The organism is Streptomyces glaucus (assembly GCF_039533365.1).
Taxonomy (GTDB): Bacteria; Actinomycetota; Actinomycetes; order Streptomycetales; family Streptomycetaceae; genus Streptomyces; species Streptomyces glaucus.
The window spans coordinates 122,872-140,215 of sequence record NZ_BAAATK010000011.1 but is presented as its reverse complement, the minus strand read 5'-3'; the positions used below and the strand labels follow the sequence as shown (position 1 = coordinate 140,215).

Below are 17,344 nucleotides of genomic sequence, written 5' to 3'. Positions count from 1 at the left end.
GGTGCGGGCGTCGGCGCCCGCGAGGCGGCCCGGAATCGGGGTGACCCGGGGCGGAGTGACGCCCGCCACAACAGTTCGCAAGTATGTGAACTTTCATATCATGGACACCATGAAGCCGCTGACCCACCCGCACCGCGACGAGTTGCGCATCGAAGCCGTCCTGGACGCCATGGCCAACCCCATCCGGTTGCGCATCATCGAGCGGCTCGCCGACGGCGAGGAACTCACCTGCTCCACCGCGCTGCCCGAGGTCTCCCCCTCCACCGCGAGCCGTCACTGGCACGTCCTGCGCGAAGCCGGCGTCCTGTACGCCCGCCGCGAAGGGCGCGTCGTCCTGCACCACCTGCGCCGCGACGACCTCGACGCCCGCTTCCCCGGCCTGCTCGACAGCGTGCTGCACGCCGTCCGCACCGCACCGGACGCCACCCACGCCTGAGCCCCGGCCGCCGAGCCATGCCCGTGAGCCGCGCACCGAGCCTCCCGCAGGAGGTGGTGCCACCTGGTCACGCGGCCCTTCGGAGAAGGGCCCGGCCGTCCAGCGGGAACAGGTCATCCATGTCGACCAGGCCGGTGTCCGCGACCACGCACTCGACGCCGGCGCGGCACTCCGCGATCAGGGGCGCCTCGACGGCCTCCCCGTCCAGGGCGGTGAGGCCGGGCTGCTGGAAGCCGTCGGCATCGGCGCCGGAACAGTTGCCGACGCCGATGGCGGCTTCCGCTCCGGCGGCGCGCGGGACGGGGATCGCGCACTCGCCGGTCCCCGCGAGGGCCCGCGGCTGTGACCCCACGGCCCGGCCGCGCAGGCGACGAGCGGCGGGGCGCGCCGCACCGTCATGCCGAAGCCGTGGGTCATCGCGTTCGCTCATCCCGGTACCGGGTGGCGGCGAAGACGACAGGGCCGGGCTCGATCAGCCTGTGCGCCCGGTCCGAGGGGCGGGCCTGGAGGCCGGCCGTGGACAGGCCGGCGCTCCTCACGTCGCGGCCGTGCGCGGGCCGGGGGTGGCGGCCCGCCGGCGGTCGTCCTGAGGAGTGCCGTCACACGCGCCCCGGAGGATGGAGGCCGCACCTTTCCGGGAACGACGGGGCCTGGCCCAGGACGCCGTCGAGGACCGTCGGTCCGGAGCCGACGGCGGTTCCTACGGAGCGGGGCTCTCGCCGCGCCCCTCCACGGCAGCCATGATCCTCTTCAGGAACATGCCGAGCGTTCCGACCTCGTCGGGGTTCAGCGGATCGAAAAACAGCCGCCGCACGGTTTCCGCATGTCCCGGAGCGGCCGCCTCGATGGTCTCCCGGCCTTTCTCCGTCAGCCGCACCATCGCGCCGCGCGCGTCATCCTCACACGCTTCCCGTGCGACCAGGCCACGCTTTTCCATGCGGCTTATCTGGTGCGACAGCCGACTCCGCTCCCAGCCGACCTCCGCGCCGAGATCGCGGGCGCGCAACACTCCGCCCTCGGATTCCGACAAGGGGGCGAGGAGGGCGTAGTCGGCCGCCGAGATGCCGGAATCCCGTTGCAGTTGCTGATCCTGGGCGCGCTGGAGCTCGCGGCTCAGCCGGCGGTAGGTCGACCAGATCTCGGCCTCGTGCGGGGCAAGCCATCGCGGTTCGGGCATGCCCCGACCCTACCAGATTGTTGATGCGTCATTAAATCATGCGGGGTTCCCAGGAGTCCTGCACCCAGGATAAGCGCGGCCTTCATCCCGTATCGGCGGCCAGGCAGGCTCGAATCCGTAGGAAGAAACCCCGTCCGGGAAAGCAAAAGGAAAGGCAATCCCATGGCCATCTGGTTCGTGACCGGCGCCTCCCGCGGAATCGGCGCAGAAATCGCTCGTGCCGCTTTGTCCGCCGGAAACAAGGTGGTGGTCGCCGTTCGTGACCCGGAGCGTGTGCCGGACGATCTGAAGCCGTCCGGGAACGTGTTCCCCGTCGCGCTGGACGTCACCGACAACGACAGCATTCCGCGGGCGGTGGAGGCAGCGGTGGACCGCTTCGGCGGCATCGACGTCCTGGTGAACAACGCCGGCCGGGGCCTGCTCGGCGCGCTGGAGGAGATCACCGACGCCGAGGCGCGCTCCCTGTTCGACCTGAACGTCTTCGGCCTCATCAACGTCACCCGCGCCGTCCTGCCCGTCATGCGCGAGCAGGGCTCCGGCAAGCTGGTGCACATCGGCTCACGCTCCGGCTTCGAGGGCGAACCGGGAGTCGGCCTGTACTCGGCGTCCAAGTTCGCCGTCGCGGGCATCAGCGAGGCCCTGTCGGCCGAGATGGCCCCGTTCGGCATCCAGTCCATGGTGGTCGAACCCGGTGTGTTCCGCACCGACTTCCTCGACGCCAGCTCCCTGTCGGTGGCGGCCGGCCGGATCGCGGCCTACGACGGCACGCCCGCGCACATGACGCTGGACTGGGCCGAGCAGGCCAACCACGCCCAGCTCGGCGACCCCGTCAAGGGCGCCGCCCTGATCGTCGAGGTCACCGCCGAGGAGAAGCTGCCCACCCACCTGTACCTGGGCCGCGACACCCTCGAACGCCTCGAGGTCAAGCTGCAGCAGATCCGCGACGACCTGGAGCCCTGGCGGGAGAAGTCCGCCGCCACCGCCCACGACGACGCCGCCTGACCCACGAGGCCGGCACGCCCACCTCACGCCACCCCTGGCCGGCCGGGCGGGAACGCCCCTCGATCCCGCCCGGCCCTCGCCCTGTTCCCTTCACGCGCATCCAAGGTGCCGTCATGTCCGCACTGCTCACCGGTACTCCCCTGGCCGGCCACGTGGCCGTCGTCTCCGGTGCCTCCAGCGGCATGGGCGCGGCGACCGCCGAACATCTCGCCGAACGGGGCGCCTCCGTGACCGTCCTGGCCCGCCGCACGGACCGCCTCGACGCCATCGTGAAGAACACCGGGGCCGCCGGCGGCACCGCGCTCGCCGTAGCCGTCGGCATCGCCGAGACCGTCGCCTTCATGGCCGCCGTCCCCCGCCACGTCAACCTCACGGAGATCACCGTCCTCCCCACCGCCCAGGCCGTCCAGGGCGTGCGTCGAAAGCGGGCCTTACGGATCTGGGAGCGATCGGGTTCGGGACGTGTTGGCCTGGCCGGTCGGCTGGTGCAGCGGCGTGCGGCAGCCCCGGCCGCGGGTGCGCCGGCGTGACGAGGAGCCGATCGGCGAAGACCCGGTGTTGCTCGGGCCCGGCACCGACAGCCCGCCCGCGGTCCCCGCCCCGCCGTTCGTGCAAGGCCGGCTCACGGGCGGCCTGCCACTCGGGGGCGAGTTCGTCGAGCAACCCGTCGAAATGCGCGCGGAAGACCCCGGATCGGGGGTGGGAACAGGCCGCACGGGCCCAGACTCGCGTCACGACTCGCCCGACCCGTGCGGACCTCCGCCTGTAACGCCAGGGCGCCTGCGATGATCGTCGTCATCAGGCCCGGCACGCGGCCGGGTGCGGCATCGATCGCCTCGCGAGACATCGAGCCGTGGCCACCGGGTACGACGAACTCGCGGTCCGCGACGGGGTTACCGTCCTCGCCGCCGCCATCAACGAGTGGTCGTGACGTACTGGTCCGACCACAACTCGAACACTCGTACCCGCCGGCCACCGGTGGGATCGAGGGTCTCACGGAACAGACGCATCCCCAGTTTGGTCATGATCCGTTCGGAGGCGTCGTTGCCCACTTGAGTGATGCTGACGATCCGCTTCAGCCCTCGCTCCTCGAACCCGAACCGTACAGCGGCCGCAGCGGCCTCGGTGGCCAAGCCCTGCCCCCAATAAGAACGTCCCAGCCGCCAGCCGACCTCAACCGCCGGCAGTACCTCCGGCAAGTAGCCGGGCACCGAAAGGCCGGTGAAGCCGGCCAGCTCGCCGGTGGACCGGATCTCCACGGCGAACAGGCCGAAGCCCTGTGACTCCCACTCGCTCTCCCATGCCTGGACCCGGCTACGAGTCCGCTGTTCGTCAAGGACGCTGCCGTCACGGATCCACCGCATGACCTCGGGGTCGGAATTGACGGCAGCCATGGGCGCCACGTCTTCCTCGCGCCAGCGACGCAGGATCAAGCGAGGAGTCTCAAGTGTGACCATCCGATCATTCTGGATCACCCATGGGCTCTCGATCCTCACCGGGCGCTTTCGATACACGCCCCAGCACCGTCACGCCCCGCGTCCCGGAGGTGGGGAGGAACAGCCGGGCGCTGCTCCTCCCCACCTTCCCGTGCGGCCGGCTCCGGCTCGACCGCCTTGCCGGTCAACGGCTTCGGCTACGTAGTGGTCGCCGATGTCGGGGTGGGGGTGCGGCTGGGAGGGTCGGTGGTGGCGGCCGCGGTTCCAGGCCGTCACCGATACGACGACGGAGACGACATGGCAGCCAACGGCATCACCTACACCGGCCTCGACGCGCTCTTGGAGCCCGGGAAGTCGGTACTGCTGCTGATCGACCACCAGGGCGCGCAGTTCGCCGGGATGCGCAGCATGAACGCCGACCTGGTGGTCAACAACGTCACGGCGCTGGCCAAGGGCGCCAGGCTGTTCGACGTGCCGACCGTCCTCACCACGGTGGTGGAGGACCGCGGGGGCCACATCATCCGCCAGCTGCAGGACGTCTTCCCCGGGCAGACGCCGATCGACCGGACGGCCATCAACACCTGGGAGGACCAGCGGGTCGTGGACGCGGTGGCCGCCACCGCGGCTGCTGGACGAACACGGTGCGGACGGGATCTCGTACCAGATGGTCCGCGGCTGCGTCGCCGACCGGCGTGAGGAGATCCGGGTCCGGGCCGGACGCGGCGTGGTGGAAGCCTTCGTCCCGCAGACGCACAAGCCCGGAGCGGAGGCGGAGGTCGACTTCGGCGACGTGACGGTGCGGCCGGCCGGCGAGCTGGTGACCTGCTACCTGTTCGCGTCCGGTTGTCCTGCCCGGGCAAGGCCGTCCACCGGATCTTCGCCTCGGCGGGGCAGGAGGTGTTCCTCGAGGGCCACGTCCACGCTCTCAACGTGCTGAGCGGGGTGCCGCCCGGGAAGGTCCGCTACGACAACCTCAGGGCCGCGATCGACCAGGCATGCCGGATGCTGAGGCTGCCCACCATCAGGTCCCGGTTCCCCGAGCTCGCCGAAACCGCCAGCCGCGAGCAGATGTCCTACCTCGGCTTCCTCTCCGAGCTTCTCCTGGCCGAGTGCGACGACCGGGCCCGCCGCCGGTCCGAGCGGCGCGTCAAGGCGGCCGGCTTCCCCCGCGACAAGTCGCTGCGGAAGTTCGACTTCGACGCCAACTCCAACATCGACCCGGCCATGGTCCACACCCTCGCCAAGTGTGGATGGATCAAGAAGGGGCTGCCGCTCTGCCTCATCGGCGACTCCGGCACGGACAGGTCCCACCTGCTGATCGCGCTCGGCACGGAGGCCGCAATGGCCGGCCACCGGGTCGAGTACGTCCTGGCGACCAAGCTGGCCGACGAGCTGGTCGAAGCCGCCGACGAGAAGCAGCTGACCAAGACCATCGCCCGCTACGGCCGCGTCGACCTTCTCTGCATCGACGAGCTCGGCCACATGGAACCAGACCGTCGCGGCGCCGAACTCCTCTTCCACGTCCTGCCCGAGCGCGAGGAGAAGAACAGCGTCGCCATCGCCTCCAACGAGTCGCTCTCCGGCTGGGCCAAGACCTTCACCGACCCCAGGCTCTGCGCTGCGATCGTCGACCGCCTCACCTTCGGCGGCAACATCATCGAGACAGGCACCGACTCCTGCCGCCTCGCCACCACCCGAGCCCGCGCCGAACAACAGGCGATCGCCTGAGCTGCGGAGACTCAGATGTGGGCCCGGATCTGCTTCACCGGATGGCCCAGTCGGTCCCCTAGAGCCGTCAGTTCGTCCTCGCTGAACCAGGGGCGTTCGGGGTTCCAGATGGCGATCTCGAACCGGGCGAAACCGCAGGGCCAGTCGTAATCCAGCACGTCGAGAGTGGTTGATCCTCCACAGCACGGGACCTCGACCGCGAGCGTGGTGAACCCGTCGTCGCAGTGAGCCTCAAGGAGATCGCCCCACCACTCCGTGTCGATGGCCGCCTGACACAAGGGGCAACCGATCCTCTCCAGGTTCGCCCCGCAGTCGACGGCCGTCACCACGTCGTGCCACGTCACCTCGATCTCCACCTCCACGCCGCCAGCCACACCAGGGGCCAGGTCCTCGACGAGCGCGACGACGTGGTCGACCGCATCGCAGTCCGGCTGCCACTGCGGATCACTCGGAATGATCGACAGGACGTCATCGCTCATGGCTTCCTCACCTCGTCAGGCCACTGACCACCGCAGCGTCGCGACGAGATGCTATCGATCAAACGTTCCAGAACGGCACCGTCCTGGACCTGACGCAACCGACACGGGAGCAGGGGTGCTCTCAGAACTCGGCAACATTTCAGTGCCAGCCCAGCGTCAGTTGCTGTCGGAACCCACCGACATCCGCTCTTGCCTCTTACCTACGCAGCCACGCTGCGGGATGTCCTCGCCGAGGCACTGGACACCCTGGGCCGCGATCCGCGACTGCGGAAGTACCACCGCGCCGTGGTGACGGGTCTGCTGCGCGGTGCCCCGACCCGCGAGGCCGCCGCTGAGCACCTTCCGTCGGCTCTTGTCCCGGGGGACCGACGGGATCGGGTCCTGTCTGTGGAACGTCGAGCTGCGCACCTCCCGCTCCGCGGGCCGCACCGCGTCCACCGAGCTCCCCGCACGTGACCGCGGCGCGTGCGGGGCGGTGACGCCGATCCACGCCACGAACCCGGACACCACGGTGCCCCACGTGTGTCAGCGGGACGGGTGCGCGGTGGCGAGCCGGGCCTCCACCTGCGGATCGGACACCCCCGCCCGCGCGGCCAGGTCGCTCGCCTCGCGCCACACGGCCAGTGTCTCGCCCCGTCGGCCGCTCCGCTGGATCACATCACCCAGCACGCACAGCGCGCTGATCAGCGGACGCCGGTGACGGTGCTCCCGGCACAGCTCGACCGCCACCCGGGCGTGACGGGCGGCCTCGGCGAGACTCCCGCGGGCCAGGTACGCCTCCGCCATGCCCGTGTGCCTGCGCGCCACCGCCTGGTGGTGCTCGGCCCCCCGCAGGAGGGCCAGCACCGGCCGAAAGGCCGACAGGGCCTTGTCGTGCTCGCCGAGAAGATGCGGCACCTGGCCCAGCCGGTCGAGCGCCCACGCCTCGTTGTGCGTGTGCCCCTTGGCGCGGTTCAGCTCCACCTGCCGCTCGGCCGTGTGCAGCAACGCGTCATCGACGTCTCCCATGCCCGCGCGCACCTGGATGAGGTTGCCCTGGATGATGGCGACGAGGGCCCAGCTGTCCTCGTCCAGTCCGTCCGCGGTGCGCACCGCGCGCTCCAGGCTCTCCCTGCTCGCCCGGGCGTCCTGCCGGGCGTAGGTGAGATAACCGCGCACGTTCTGGGCGTAGGCCGAGGTGAGCCGGCCACCGCTGCGTTCGCACAGGGCGGCGGCACGGTCGATCTGGTCCTCCGCCTCCGCCATGCGTCCCACTTCGGCGAGGGCGTGCCCCAGCGCGTACCGCGCCCGGCCCTCGCACGCCGTGTCGCCGTCGCTCCGCACCGAGCGGGACGCGGCGGTGAGTCGGAGAACGGCCAGGGCAGCGCCGATGATGCCGGCGCCCCAGGCCAGTGCGTCGTCGGCATCGGTCGGAAGGGGGCCGGCTCCGACGCAGGCGCGGCCGGTGAGGACGGGCACGTGGGCGTTCGCGAATCCGGACGACGCGGTGGGTGCGGGCGGCGGTGAGGTCGTGGGTGCGGCCGGGCAGCGCGGGCGAGGTCCATGGCAGTCCGCCCGCGGGGCCGGTCACGACCTGCGCGTTCACGCCGGGCGGGGACGGCAGCGGCTGTTTCCCGTTCCCGCCCTGGCATGCGTGGTCCCCGCCGGACGCGGGAACGGCGGAGTCGTTTCTCGAAGGACGCCATTGACGCGCGTAGCTCGTTGCCGCACCCTGGGCTCCGGTTGGTGTCGACCCGACGGTCGGGAGGCCGGAATGTTCAGACGTGCGTCACGCCTGTTTCTCTCTTTTGTCATGTTCATGTCTGGCGTGGTGGTCGGGGTGGGTGTCGGTGCCGGCACCGCGCATGCCGACTCCTGCTACACCTGGAACCGCTCCCTCTCCCAGGGGTCATCCGGCAGCGACGTGACCCAGCTCCAGATCCGGATCGCCGGCTGGGTGACCTCCGGCGAGCGGCTCTCCTACGACGGCCAGTACGGCGCACGGACCGCCGCCGCCGTCAAGAAGTTCCAGGCCGCGTACGGACTGAGCGCGGACGGGGTCGCCGGACCCGCGACCTTCAGCAAAATCTACGCTCTCCAGGACGCCGACTGCACGCCCGTCCACTTCAGCTACGCCGAACTCAACAAGTGCAACTCCGACTGGTCCGGCGGCGCGGTCTCCGCAGCCACCGCCAAGTCGAACGCGCTCAAGACCATGTGGAAGCTGGAGGCGATGCGGCATGCCCTCGGCGACGTCCCGATCACCATCTCCAGCGGCTTCCGCTCCCACGCGTGCAACAACGCGGTCGGCGGCTCCGCCACCAGCCGTCACCTTTACGGCGACGCGGCCGACCTCGTCGGCTCGCCGTCCCTGTGCCGCCTCGCCCAGCAGTCCAGGACGCACGGCTTCTCGGAGATCCTCGGCCCGGGCTACCCAGACCACAACGACCACACCCACGTGGCCTTCGACCCGTCACCGTACTGGTCGGCCCCCACCTGCGGCATCTGAGACCGTGTCCTACGCGGTGAGGCGGACGAGTCGTTCGTAGCAGCACAGCGCTGCGGCGGGGCCGGGAAAGGCCAGGCAGTTGCGGGGATCACGTTCACAGCGGGGGCTGAGCCGACGGTAGCCGGAGAGCCAGGAGATGGTGCGCTCGATGACCCAGCGGCGCCGCCCTGATCGAAGGAGGCGCAGGCCGTTCGCGTCCGACAGGATGTGCATCCTGGAACCCGGATTGCCCCGGTCCACAGGGCTCGGAGCTGTGTGTTCGCCCCCTATTTTTTGGCCCTGACGTGGGCAGTGTCGAGCACGACGCGGATGACCTCGATGAGGTCGGCGTCGTCGAGCCGGCGCGGCACGGCCTCGCGGAGGCGGCCCCAGACGCCGGGTCTGGACCAGATCAGGAACCGGCGGTGGGCGGTCGACTTCGATATCCCGCAGCACGGCGGCAGGGCCCGCCAGGCGCAGCCGCTGACCAGCACATGGATGATCGCGGCGAACAACGTCTCATCAGGCGTGTCCTGTGTTCCGTCGCCCTGCGGTCGCACCTTCGACGGTGGGATCAGCGGCTTCGCGATCTCCCACAGCCCGTCCGGAACGATCCGACTCCACGTACCCCGCCCCATACCGGGTCCAACGACGCCTCACCACGTAGGACGCGGTGTCAAGGAGGCCGCGACCGCCGTGGACGTGAACGCCGTGCTGCGCGTCCCGGACGTCGGCCAGGTCGACCCGGTCGACCTGGCCGACGTCCACGGCCTCCCGAGGAAGCGGCAGTACGACGGGCCCCTCCTCCCATCGGACCGCCGCCCTTGCACCCGTCAGCGGAAACGCAGACCGCAACCGCGGAAGGACGCCCCTGCCCACTCCTCCGTCACCGCGACGGCGGAGCCGCCGGAGGCGGCTTTGCCGCGCGGCCGGGCAGGCGCCTACTCGTGAGCGCTGATCACGCCGCCGGCGCTGAGCACGATGTACACGCCGTTGGCGTCGAGCCCGGCGTCGTGCTGGTTCGCCTCCAGCGTGCCGTACACCGCGCCCTCGTTGCCGATGATCTGCGCGCGGTACCGGAGGTCGCCGATCTTCGTGACCTTGGCCGTCCAGCCGCCGACGAGTTCGAAGGTGCCCGGCCCGGTGTGCCCGCCGCCCATCCAGGAGTGGACCTGGCCGCCCAGCGTGAGCACGACGAACATGTCATTGGCGTCGAGCCCGGCATCGTGCTCGCCGGTCTCCAGCGTGGCCAGGACCTGACCGTTGTGGACGATCTCGGCGCGGTAGTGCTGGGCGCCGAGCTCGTAGATCTTGGCCGTACTGCCGTCCGCCAGGGTCTGGGTGCGGACCGGGGACGCCGCCTTGGCCGCGGCTGCCGGCGCGGTGGTGCGGTACGCGGCGAGCGCCTGCGTCCGCACACCGGCCGGGGCCTTGCCCGAGCCGGCCTGGGCGCCGCTGAGCGCTCCGGCGTCCCCGGTGGAGCGGAATGCGGAGCCGGCAACCTTGTCCGCCGGGCCGGCGGCGTCCTCGCCCCCGCTCTGGCAGGCGGTCAGTGCGAACGCCGCAGCTGCGGCGACGGCCACCAGACCGGTGGAACGGGCGGCACGGCGAGCACGGTGAGTGGTCATCATCGAAGTCCCCCTGGGTCGGGTCGGAATGTGGCACCGCCGCCTGCTCCTTCAGGGCAAACGGCCGGGCCCGCTGTTTCCTGCACCCCATGAGATGACACCTGGGCGGAAGTTGTTCCCCGAGTTCTGTCCGTACTTGGTAACAGGGGAACCGGGCGACGCCGCGCTGACGAAAAGGCGAAGGCACCGCCCGGACCCGCCCCTCGAGATCTGCTTGTCGAAGGCCGACGGGCGTCCGCCGTGGCTGCCGCGTCGGAGCCGGTTGCGGATCTGGTCGGACCGTTCCGGGACGGTGTGCCGGATGCTCCGTCGCCGCAGCCAGGTGCGTATGGCCTTGGAGCTGTAGCCCTCGTCACCGATGACGTGGTCGGGTCCGGGGCCGTCCCGGCCCGAGCGGGGGCACCCGGATCACCTCCATCACGGCCGCGAACTGGGTGCAGTCGTTGGTGTTCCCGCCGGTGACGGTGAAGGCGAGCGGTCGGCCCGCAGCGTCGCAGGCCAGATGGATCTTGCTGGTCAGGCCGCCTCCGGACCGGCCGATTCCCGGGATGCGGAACCCCCTTTTCGCACCCCGGCCGCGTGCTGGTGGGCCCGAACGATCGTGGAGTCGACCGACACCAGCCACTCGATGTCCCCGGCCGCGCCGGCCCTGGCCTGGGCGGCCCGGAACATCCGCTCGAAGGTGCCGTCCCTGGCCCACCGGCGGAAGCGGGTGTGCAGTGTGGCCCAGGAGCCATACCGCTCGGGCACGTCACGCCAGGCCGTGCCGGTCCGGAACTTTTACACGATCCTGTTGAGGACCGTCCGGTCGTCCAGCCGTCCACGGCCCCGCTCGGACCGGGGCAGCAACGGCTCCACGAAGGCCCACTCGGCATCGGACAGTTCATGGCGACGTATCACCCGGCCATGATCCCCGACTGAAGATCATTTGATGACAGACCCTAGCCGGACACGGGTGTCAGCTGCGCATCCGCCCACTCGGCGAAGGTGGTGACCGGGATGCCCAACTCCCGGGCGAACTCGGGCCGGGCGGGCTGGAGGACCGCGTTGTTCCACTCGTGTCCGGCTCCCCACGTCGGCATGCCCGCGTCGAGGGCCTCTTCCAGGCTCATGGAGGGTGCGGTCACGGGCACGCCCCAGGCGGCGGACAAGGTCTGCGCGATCTGCTCCATCGTGCGCAGGTCACCGGCCAGTTCCAGTTCCACCTGGTGGAACCGGTCAGGGTCTCGAAGGGCGTGCGCCGCAGCCGTGCCGATGTCCCGCACGGCCACCAGGGCCAGTTCGGTCTCCGGCTTCAGTACCGTCAGCAGTCCGCCGCGCGGCCCCTTGGGTGCCAGCAGGGGCAGGTTCTCCATGAAGAAGGCGGGCTTGATCACCGTCCAGCGGGCAAAGCCCGCACCCCGCACCGCCTCCATGATCGCCTGCTTGGTGTGGAAGTAGTCCGCCATCGCCGCCCAGCGGCCCTCGGCCCAGCCGGCGACCCGGGTGTGCTCACCGACTCCACTGGTCGAGGACTGCACGAACTGCCGTACTCCCTCAGCCTTCGCCGCGTCCATCAGGTTGGTGGCTTGGGCGAGCTCGCCCGCGAAGTCCACGCCGGTCCCGGTCATGGGCGGCTTTTGCACCGAGAACACCGCGCGGACTCCCTCGACCGCTGGGCCGAGGGAGGCCCGGTCGGAGAGATCCGCCCGCACCAGCTCGGCGCCCAGCGCCTCGATCGCTTGGGCGGACTTCGACCGCGGATCGCGTACGAGTGCACGTACGGGCACCTCGGCGGCCAGGAGTGCGCGGGCCGTGGCCCCGCCTTGCTGGCCGGTGGCTCCGGTGACCAGGACGGTATCGCTGTTGACGGGCATGGTTGCCGCTCCTCACGGACCGGAGAACGAAAACGGTGGGGCCCGCCGTTTATTCTGTCGCTAAGATATGGCGGGGCCCGCCGTTTAGCAATGAGGAGATCATGACCGGTCAGCGCTCGGACGCCCGACGCAACTACCAGCGCATCCTCGCCGTCGCCGAAGCCGAGGTCGCCGCGCACGGCGCCGAGGCATCCCTGGAGCAGATCGCCCGCACCGCAGGCGTCGGTTCGGCGACCGTGCGCCGTCACTTCCCCACCCGTCGTGCCCTGCTCGAAGCCGTCTTTCAGGAGCGCATCGAGGACCTGTGCGAGCGCGCCCACCGGCTGAGTGCGACCGAGGACGGCCGCACTGCCCTCCTGGAGTGGCTCCACGCCCTCGTCCTCTACGCCGTCTCCGCCCGCGGATTCGCCAACACCCTCAGCTACGAGCCTCCCGCCGAGGAACCCTCCCCGCACTCCTGTGGCAACAGAATCGCAGCGGCCGGAACTCCCCTGCTCCAGCGAGCCATTCGCGACAAGGCGGTTGCACCGCACGTCACCTTTCACGACCTGCTGACCCTCGCCGTCGGCATCGCCCTGGCCACCGAGCACCACAAGGACCCCGAGACCCAGGCAGACCGCCTCTTCCGCCTCGCTGTGGAAGGGCTCAGCCCTGAGCACGGCATCGCTGGGGCACCCGGGAACTCAGGATCTTCGGTACTGGTGACGGAAAGTCTGCCGAACGGGCGGTTGTGACAAGTGGAATGCCTGATCGGTGACAGCCAACGTGCCTCGACCGGTCCTCTCCGCCAGCCCATCCGGCGTCGCCGGTGACAACTCCTGAGCTTCGGCTCAGTTCGGCGGGTCGCCGTACAGCACTCTGGCGGCGGCCTGCTCCTGAATTCGTACTCCGAAGCGAGGGCGGCGTTGACCACTCCCTCGGCCTCGGGACTGGTAGGCGCGCATGTCGAGGTGTCGCGTATTCGCCGCCGACACGGCCGGAAGATCACCCTGTGTGCCTGCCGCTGTATTGGGTCCTGTGGGTGCCCGTCCATCGCTCCGCCTCCTGGTGGGTGTTGGGCCGTAGGAATCGGTGAAGGATCAGGCGCAGGGTGGGGAGCCGGGCGGCCGGGGTGAAGGACGGGTCGGTGGCGGCGCTGGTGCAGAGGGCGGCGATGAGGGCCATGCCCCATGCCGCGGTGCCGTCTGGGTCCAGGGCGGGGTCGATCTGGCCTGCCGCGGCCGCGTTGTGCAGCAGGGTGGTGATGATGGACCGTTCCTCGTCGTCGTCGCGGCTCAGCAGCGCTTCGAGTTCGGGGCCGCGGCAGGCCTGGCTCATCGCCTCCATGACGAGGGCGGGGGCCGGCGGCTCCGTGGCGTTTGGCGACCTCAACGACGAGTCAGGGTTCCCGGGCGGCCCAGTCGAGGAGGTGGCCGGTGTAGCCGCCGTCGGCCCACACGTGCCGCGGTGCCGGGAAACGGTCGCGGACGGTGGGAAGCATCATGCGGGCGGCGTCCCGGTCCGGCGTCGGGGCCGGGGTGACCAGCACCTCCAGCAGCAGACCGAGGCAGTCCACGATCACATGCCGCTTGCGGCCGTTGATCCTCTTCCCGCCGCCGAAACCGCGGGAGACGCTCTTGACGGTGGCATCCGCCCGCACCGGCTGGGAGTCCACCACCGCGGCACCCGGCTCGGCGTCACGGCCCTCCGATAGCCGGACCCGTGCGCACAGCCGGTCATGAACTTCATGAACCAGGTAATCGTCACGCCAGCGGCGGAGGAACGCGTAGACGCGGTCCCCGGGCGGAAAATCGACCGGCGGTGACCTCTGCTTGACGCCGTTGTCGACCAGGTAGCGCACCGCGTCGATCATCTGGCGACGGCAGCAGCTCTGCGGCCGGCCGCCCCGGCCCTCCATCCACCCCGGTGTCGGGAACGACTGCCGTGCCACCGCCCACTCGCCGTCCGACATGTCCGAGCTGTACCGGGGCTCACGGTCCGGGTGATCGGCCGCGTTCCCGAACCTGTGGGCGAGGCAGTCACACCCATGGGTGGGCGAGAGCTGGACTCCATGGATGCGACCACGTACAACTGCGACGCAGGGCCTCCTGCCGCTCCGGCTTCGACAACCGTGAGCTACCAGGAGGCCCTTTCCTCATGCGCGAACCAGAGCCCACTCACCCGATCCAGGCTCCCGTTCGATCAAGAGCGAGTACGTGACCGGAAGGACAACAGCTTCAAGAACCAGATGGCCCGGGTCGCCAACCTCACCCGCCACCACTGGCAGGGACGGCGGCATCCCCAGGGCGGCTGCCACTCCTACGACCGCTGCCTCCCGATCGTGGCGACCACGCTGGACCAGCTGCGCGAACACGGCCCGGCCGGGCCCGCCCTCTGGCGCTTCGGCCGCGACCACCGCCAGCCGCTGCTGGACGCGATCGGCAACACCCGCCGGGACGCCTACCTCGCCCGCCGACGCCAGGCCGCCCGGGAAGAGGAACGGCGCCGCGCAGAGCGGATGGCCGCGGAGCGGGAGGCGCGGCCAGTGTGCAAGGACTGCGGGCAGAAGTTCACCGACGGCCGGTGGGAGGCGGTCGGGTCCCCTGGGACTGGAGCAAGCGCGAGTCGCACCCGCACCTGTGCGAGGACTGCCAGGATCGGGCCGTCGCAACCGAGCAGCAGGCCGAAGTCGACGAACGCGAGCGCCGGGAGCAGGAGCGTCGCTGCCGCGAGCAGGATGCCGAACATGTTGAGCAGAAGGCTGGCGGCCGGCTCTCCCGTATTCGCACCTGACTTGGGCAAACCGCTGTGACCGATGGCGCGGGCACGCCCATATCGGCCCCACGGGACTCCTGTGGGACGACATCGATGGGACGCTGAAGTCGGGGGCGAAAACGGTGGGGCGTTGGGTGAAGCCGACGCCCGGCTATGTTGCCGCCTGTTACACCACGAATTCGATACTGGACGAGGACGGCAATGATTGGAGCGAAGAAATGGGGGCCCGTGGGCTTGCGCCGATCCCACCGGAGGGTTCATCCCTGACTGATCAGGGTAACGACAGGAGGCAGGAATGACAATCCCGCCCTCCTCATCCCTCTATCCAACGCATCGACATCGAAAAGGATGATCGACTCATGAGCAATTCCAAAAAGATGCAAATTACTTTATGGGTGATCGCGACACTGGTCGGCATCATCGTCGGCGTCTTGACGGTTGATTAAATCTCTTTTGCCCTTTCTGCGCGAACCGTTCCGGGTTCGGCAGGGACTCGATCATTTGAAAGGATCGATTCATGGCACGCCCTTTCCCTTGCCCGCTTGAGTTGCGCCGTCGTGCGGTGCGGATGGCTGCCAGGGTGCGGCCCGGCTACGATACAGAGCGGGCCGCGATGAAAGCGGTCGCCGTGAAGCCCGGGATCGGCACGACCGAGACACTGCGCAAGTGGGTGCGGCAGGACCAGATCGACGCCGGCACTAAGACGACATCTCATTCAGCAGCCACCGCAGTGTCAGGTCGCCCGCATGCTGGCGAGCTTCTTCGCGGCCCTGACGCGCTGGGGATCCTCGACGTTCCGAGTCCCGGCTCCTTTGCCAGGAGTGACGGCCCATCGCCTGAGGGTTTCTGTAATCAGGGCGAGTTTCGCCGAACCCGGCGGGACGTCGATGAAAAAGGCCGGTTCCTTAGGTGACTGCGCGTCGCCGCCCCACCCGACGACACCTCGGAGCTCAGCAAGAATGTCCCGGATCGCCGTGACCTGATGAGGGAAGAAGTTGCCCTTGACGCCGAGCGGGTAATTATCCGGATACAGTGCCAACGCGGTGCCCGGCAGGTGGTTCGATACGAAATCCGCCTTCACCTGCCGATCGTCGCTGTACCCGATGACCTGTCCGCGGCTCGCTTCGAGCCGGGTGACGTCGTAATGGAAGCGTTGTGCCACATGGGCCAGGACGATCCCCCATCCCCTTCTCGCAGGACGACCCGGAGGTTTGTTCCCGGTATGGCGTAGGTGGCAGTGCCCGACGAGCGCGCGGTGGGCATCTCCTATCCGTTCACTGACCTGGGCTCGTTCCACGAAGTGTCGGCGGCCTGGGCGGTGCCGGGAACGGGCAGGCCCTCCCCCGTGACGAGCAGTGTGGCTCCGGCGGCGACACCGGTGAATCCTCCGAGCAGGGCGCGGCGCGAGAAACCGGTGTTCATGAGATCGCTTCAGAAGGGTTTCTGACTCGCTTGCGCAGGTATACGGAGGTGCCGACCGAGACGAGGGCGGCACCCGCCAATAGGCATACGAACACGGTGACCGACATCGAGATGTGCTCCACGGTCGGCCCGTCGGAGTACACGCAGGCGTTTCGAAGGGGCCAGTACTGTTGCTTGATGGCCGCCAAGTCGGCGCCGGCGTCGTTCCGGTTCGTGCACAGTTCAGGAAAAGGGCCCCCCACGCGGACGGAGAACCAGCCGTAGCAGTACACCGCCACCGCCGAGGAAGCCAGGCTCAGGGCGACAAGCGCGTAGGCGTTGGGCACAGGTAGCGGCGGGTGGCTCAGCAGGACGAGCATCACCAGGATGCCCACCACTGCAGTGGCCAGACTTGCAGCCAGCAACGCGCCCATCAGGAACATGCGACACCTACCTTTTCTCTGCCTTTTGCGCGGCAAGGAACTTGGCCCGGCGCGCCACCTGCTGGTCGATGAGTTTCTGCAGCGCCTCGGCGAAACCTGTGCAGAAATCGCTCATCACCGCGTCGGACTCGTTCCATGGTTCCTTGCCCCGCCGGGCAGTTCCTGTGGATGAGGAGCGCACGGGCGGCAGACAGCCGCGAGTCGTCCATCTGGTCCTCCAGGAACGTTTTCGCCGTCGCCTGGATTGAGGTCGCCCAGCGCGAACGTCGACGGGACATCGGGCCTGCACAGCGTCTTGCGGCTGCCGGTGAGCTGGTGGCTGTTCTCCACCCGGTTGTTGAGGTACTTCGACCGCCGGTGCTCGACGCGGGGCATGACCTCGCGGTGGGCCGCTCGGTAGGAGCGGAGCTTGTCGGTGGCGATCACCCGGGGCACTGTACGCGTCTTCTTGAACAGCTCAGAACTCGCGCGGATAGGGGCTGGGGTGTCCCGGCCGTACAACAGGCACAGGTCCTGGCGATCATGGAGTTGCGATGG

The 17,344-nt window shown here is 69.5% G+C and carries 16 protein-coding genes and 5 pseudogenes; 7 read left to right on the top strand and 14 right to left on the bottom strand.

Features of this window, described 5'->3' with window-relative positions:
• Nucleotides 1-109 precede the first annotated feature (109 nt).
• Nucleotides 110-436 carry an ArsR/SmtB family transcription factor gene (locus tag ABD363_RS11510; protein WP_344602320.1) on the top strand — a complete coding sequence of 109 codons (327 nt, stop codon included), beginning with the start codon at nt 110-112 and terminating at the stop codon, nt 434-436.
• A 67-nt stretch (nt 437-503) separates the two neighbouring features.
• Here ABD363_RS11510 and ABD363_RS11505 read toward each other — a convergent pair whose 3' ends face one another.
• Together ABD363_RS11505 and ABD363_RS11500 are read right to left on the bottom strand one after the other, a co-directional pair.
• Entirely contained in the window at nt 504-788 is a 285-nt protein-coding gene (locus ABD363_RS11505) for a hypothetical protein (protein ID WP_344602318.1), read from the bottom strand.
• Nucleotides 789-1,136: 348 nt separating this feature from the next.
• Complete coding sequence (locus ABD363_RS11500) at nt 1,137-1,613, bottom strand: MarR family winged helix-turn-helix transcriptional regulator (RefSeq protein WP_344602316.1); 477 nt, start codon at nt 1,611-1,613, stop codon at nt 1,137-1,139.
• A 162-nt stretch (nt 1,614-1,775) separates the two neighbouring features.
• On the opposite strand from ABD363_RS11500, the gene ABD363_RS11495 reads away from it, so the two are divergent.
• Nucleotides 1,776-2,615, top strand: coding sequence for an SDR family NAD(P)-dependent oxidoreductase (locus ABD363_RS11495; RefSeq protein WP_344602314.1), 840 nt, complete (start codon nt 1,776-1,778; stop codon nt 2,613-2,615).
• Between the two features lie 113 nt (nt 2,616-2,728).
• Nucleotides 2,729-3,145, top strand: coding sequence for an SDR family NAD(P)-dependent oxidoreductase (locus tag ABD363_RS11490; RefSeq protein WP_344602312.1), 417 nt, complete (start codon nt 2,729-2,731; stop codon nt 3,143-3,145).
• 384 nt (nt 3,146-3,529) lie between these two features.
• Here the strand turns inward: ABD363_RS11490 and ABD363_RS11485 are convergent, their stop codons facing one another.
• Nucleotides 3,530-4,072 carry a GNAT family N-acetyltransferase gene (locus tag ABD363_RS11485; RefSeq protein WP_344602310.1) on the bottom strand — a complete coding sequence of 181 codons (543 nt, stop codon included), beginning with the start codon at nt 4,070-4,072 and terminating at the stop codon, nt 3,530-3,532.
• 276 nt (nt 4,073-4,348) lie between these two features.
• Between ABD363_RS11485 and ABD363_RS11480 the strand changes: the two are divergent.
• Nucleotides 4,349-4,672, top strand: a pseudogene (locus tag ABD363_RS11480) (cysteine hydrolase family protein); the annotation flags it as partial.
• 312 nt (nt 4,673-4,984) lie between these two features.
• The gene (gene istB, locus ABD363_RS11475; RefSeq protein WP_425577974.1) at nt 4,985-5,779 is read left to right on the top strand and encodes an IS21-like element helper ATPase IstB; all 795 of its coding nucleotides are present in this window, start codon (nt 4,985-4,987) and stop codon (nt 5,777-5,779) included.
• A gap of 11 nt (nt 5,780-5,790) precedes the next feature.
• Here istB and ABD363_RS11470 read toward each other — a convergent pair whose 3' ends face one another.
• Both ABD363_RS11470 and ABD363_RS11460 read right to left on the bottom strand, forming a co-directional pair.
• Complete coding sequence (locus tag ABD363_RS11470; protein ID WP_344602308.1) at nt 5,791-6,258, bottom strand: hypothetical protein; 468 nt, start codon at nt 6,256-6,258, stop codon at nt 5,791-5,793.
• 1,419 nt (nt 6,259-7,677) lie between these two features.
• A pseudogene (locus ABD363_RS11460) lies at nt 7,678-7,846 on the bottom strand (IS5/IS1182 family transposase); the annotation flags it as partial.
• Nucleotides 7,847-8,011: 165 nt separating this feature from the next.
• Between ABD363_RS11460 and ABD363_RS11455 the strand changes: the two are divergent.
• The gene (locus ABD363_RS11455) at nt 8,012-8,746 is read left to right on the top strand and encodes a D-Ala-D-Ala carboxypeptidase family metallohydrolase (protein ID WP_344602306.1); all 735 of its coding nucleotides are present in this window, start codon (nt 8,012-8,014) and stop codon (nt 8,744-8,746) included.
• Between the two features lie 9 nt (nt 8,747-8,755).
• Here the strand turns inward: ABD363_RS11455 and ABD363_RS11450 are convergent.
• From ABD363_RS11450 to ABD363_RS11435, 4 genes and pseudogenes are all read right to left on the bottom strand, one after another.
• Nucleotides 8,756-9,363, bottom strand: a pseudogene (locus tag ABD363_RS11450) (transposase).
• A 303-nt stretch (nt 9,364-9,666) separates the two neighbouring features.
• Nucleotides 9,667-10,353, bottom strand: coding sequence for a hypothetical protein (locus tag ABD363_RS11445; protein ID WP_344602358.1), 687 nt, complete (start codon nt 10,351-10,353; stop codon nt 9,667-9,669).
• A 246-nt stretch (nt 10,354-10,599) separates the two neighbouring features.
• Nucleotides 10,600-11,253: pseudogene (locus ABD363_RS11440) on the bottom strand (IS5 family transposase); the annotation flags it as partial.
• 41 nt (nt 11,254-11,294) lie between these two features.
• Nucleotides 11,295-12,209: an NmrA/HSCARG family protein gene (locus tag ABD363_RS11435; RefSeq protein WP_344602304.1), complete on the bottom strand. Its 915-nt coding sequence runs from the start codon at nt 12,207-12,209 to the stop codon at nt 11,295-11,297.
• 101 nt (nt 12,210-12,310) lie between these two features.
• Here ABD363_RS11435 and ABD363_RS11430 point away from each other — a divergent pair, with 101 nt between their 5' ends.
• Nucleotides 12,311-12,943 carry a TetR/AcrR family transcriptional regulator gene (locus ABD363_RS11430; protein ID WP_344602302.1) on the top strand — a complete coding sequence of 211 codons (633 nt, stop codon included), beginning with the start codon at nt 12,311-12,313 and terminating at the stop codon, nt 12,941-12,943.
• A gap of 250 nt (nt 12,944-13,193) precedes the next feature.
• On the opposite strand, the gene ABD363_RS11425 is transcribed toward ABD363_RS11430, so the two are convergent.
• The 5 genes and pseudogenes from ABD363_RS11425 to ABD363_RS11405 form a co-directional block, all read right to left on the bottom strand.
• Complete coding sequence (locus ABD363_RS11425; RefSeq protein ID WP_344602357.1) at nt 13,194-13,535, bottom strand: TetR family transcriptional regulator C-terminal domain-containing protein; 342 nt, start codon at nt 13,533-13,535, stop codon at nt 13,194-13,196.
• A 52-nt stretch (nt 13,536-13,587) separates the two neighbouring features.
• On the bottom strand, nt 13,588-14,160 hold the full coding sequence (locus tag ABD363_RS11420) for a transposase (protein WP_344602300.1): 573 nt from the start codon (nt 14,158-14,160) through the stop codon (nt 13,588-13,590).
• A gap of 1,536 nt (nt 14,161-15,696) precedes the next feature.
• On the bottom strand, nt 15,697-16,125 hold the full coding sequence (locus tag ABD363_RS11415) for a hypothetical protein (RefSeq protein ID WP_344602298.1): 429 nt from the start codon (nt 16,123-16,125) through the stop codon (nt 15,697-15,699).
• Nucleotides 16,126-16,381: 256 nt separating this feature from the next.
• A complete protein-coding gene (locus tag ABD363_RS11410; RefSeq protein ID WP_344602296.1) occupies nt 16,382-16,807 on the bottom strand; it encodes a hypothetical protein in 426 nt (141 codons plus the stop codon).
• 315 nt (nt 16,808-17,122) lie between these two features.
• Nucleotides 17,123-17,299, bottom strand: a pseudogene (locus ABD363_RS11405) (DDE-type integrase/transposase/recombinase); the annotation flags it as partial.
• Nucleotides 17,300-17,344 lie beyond the last annotated feature (45 nt).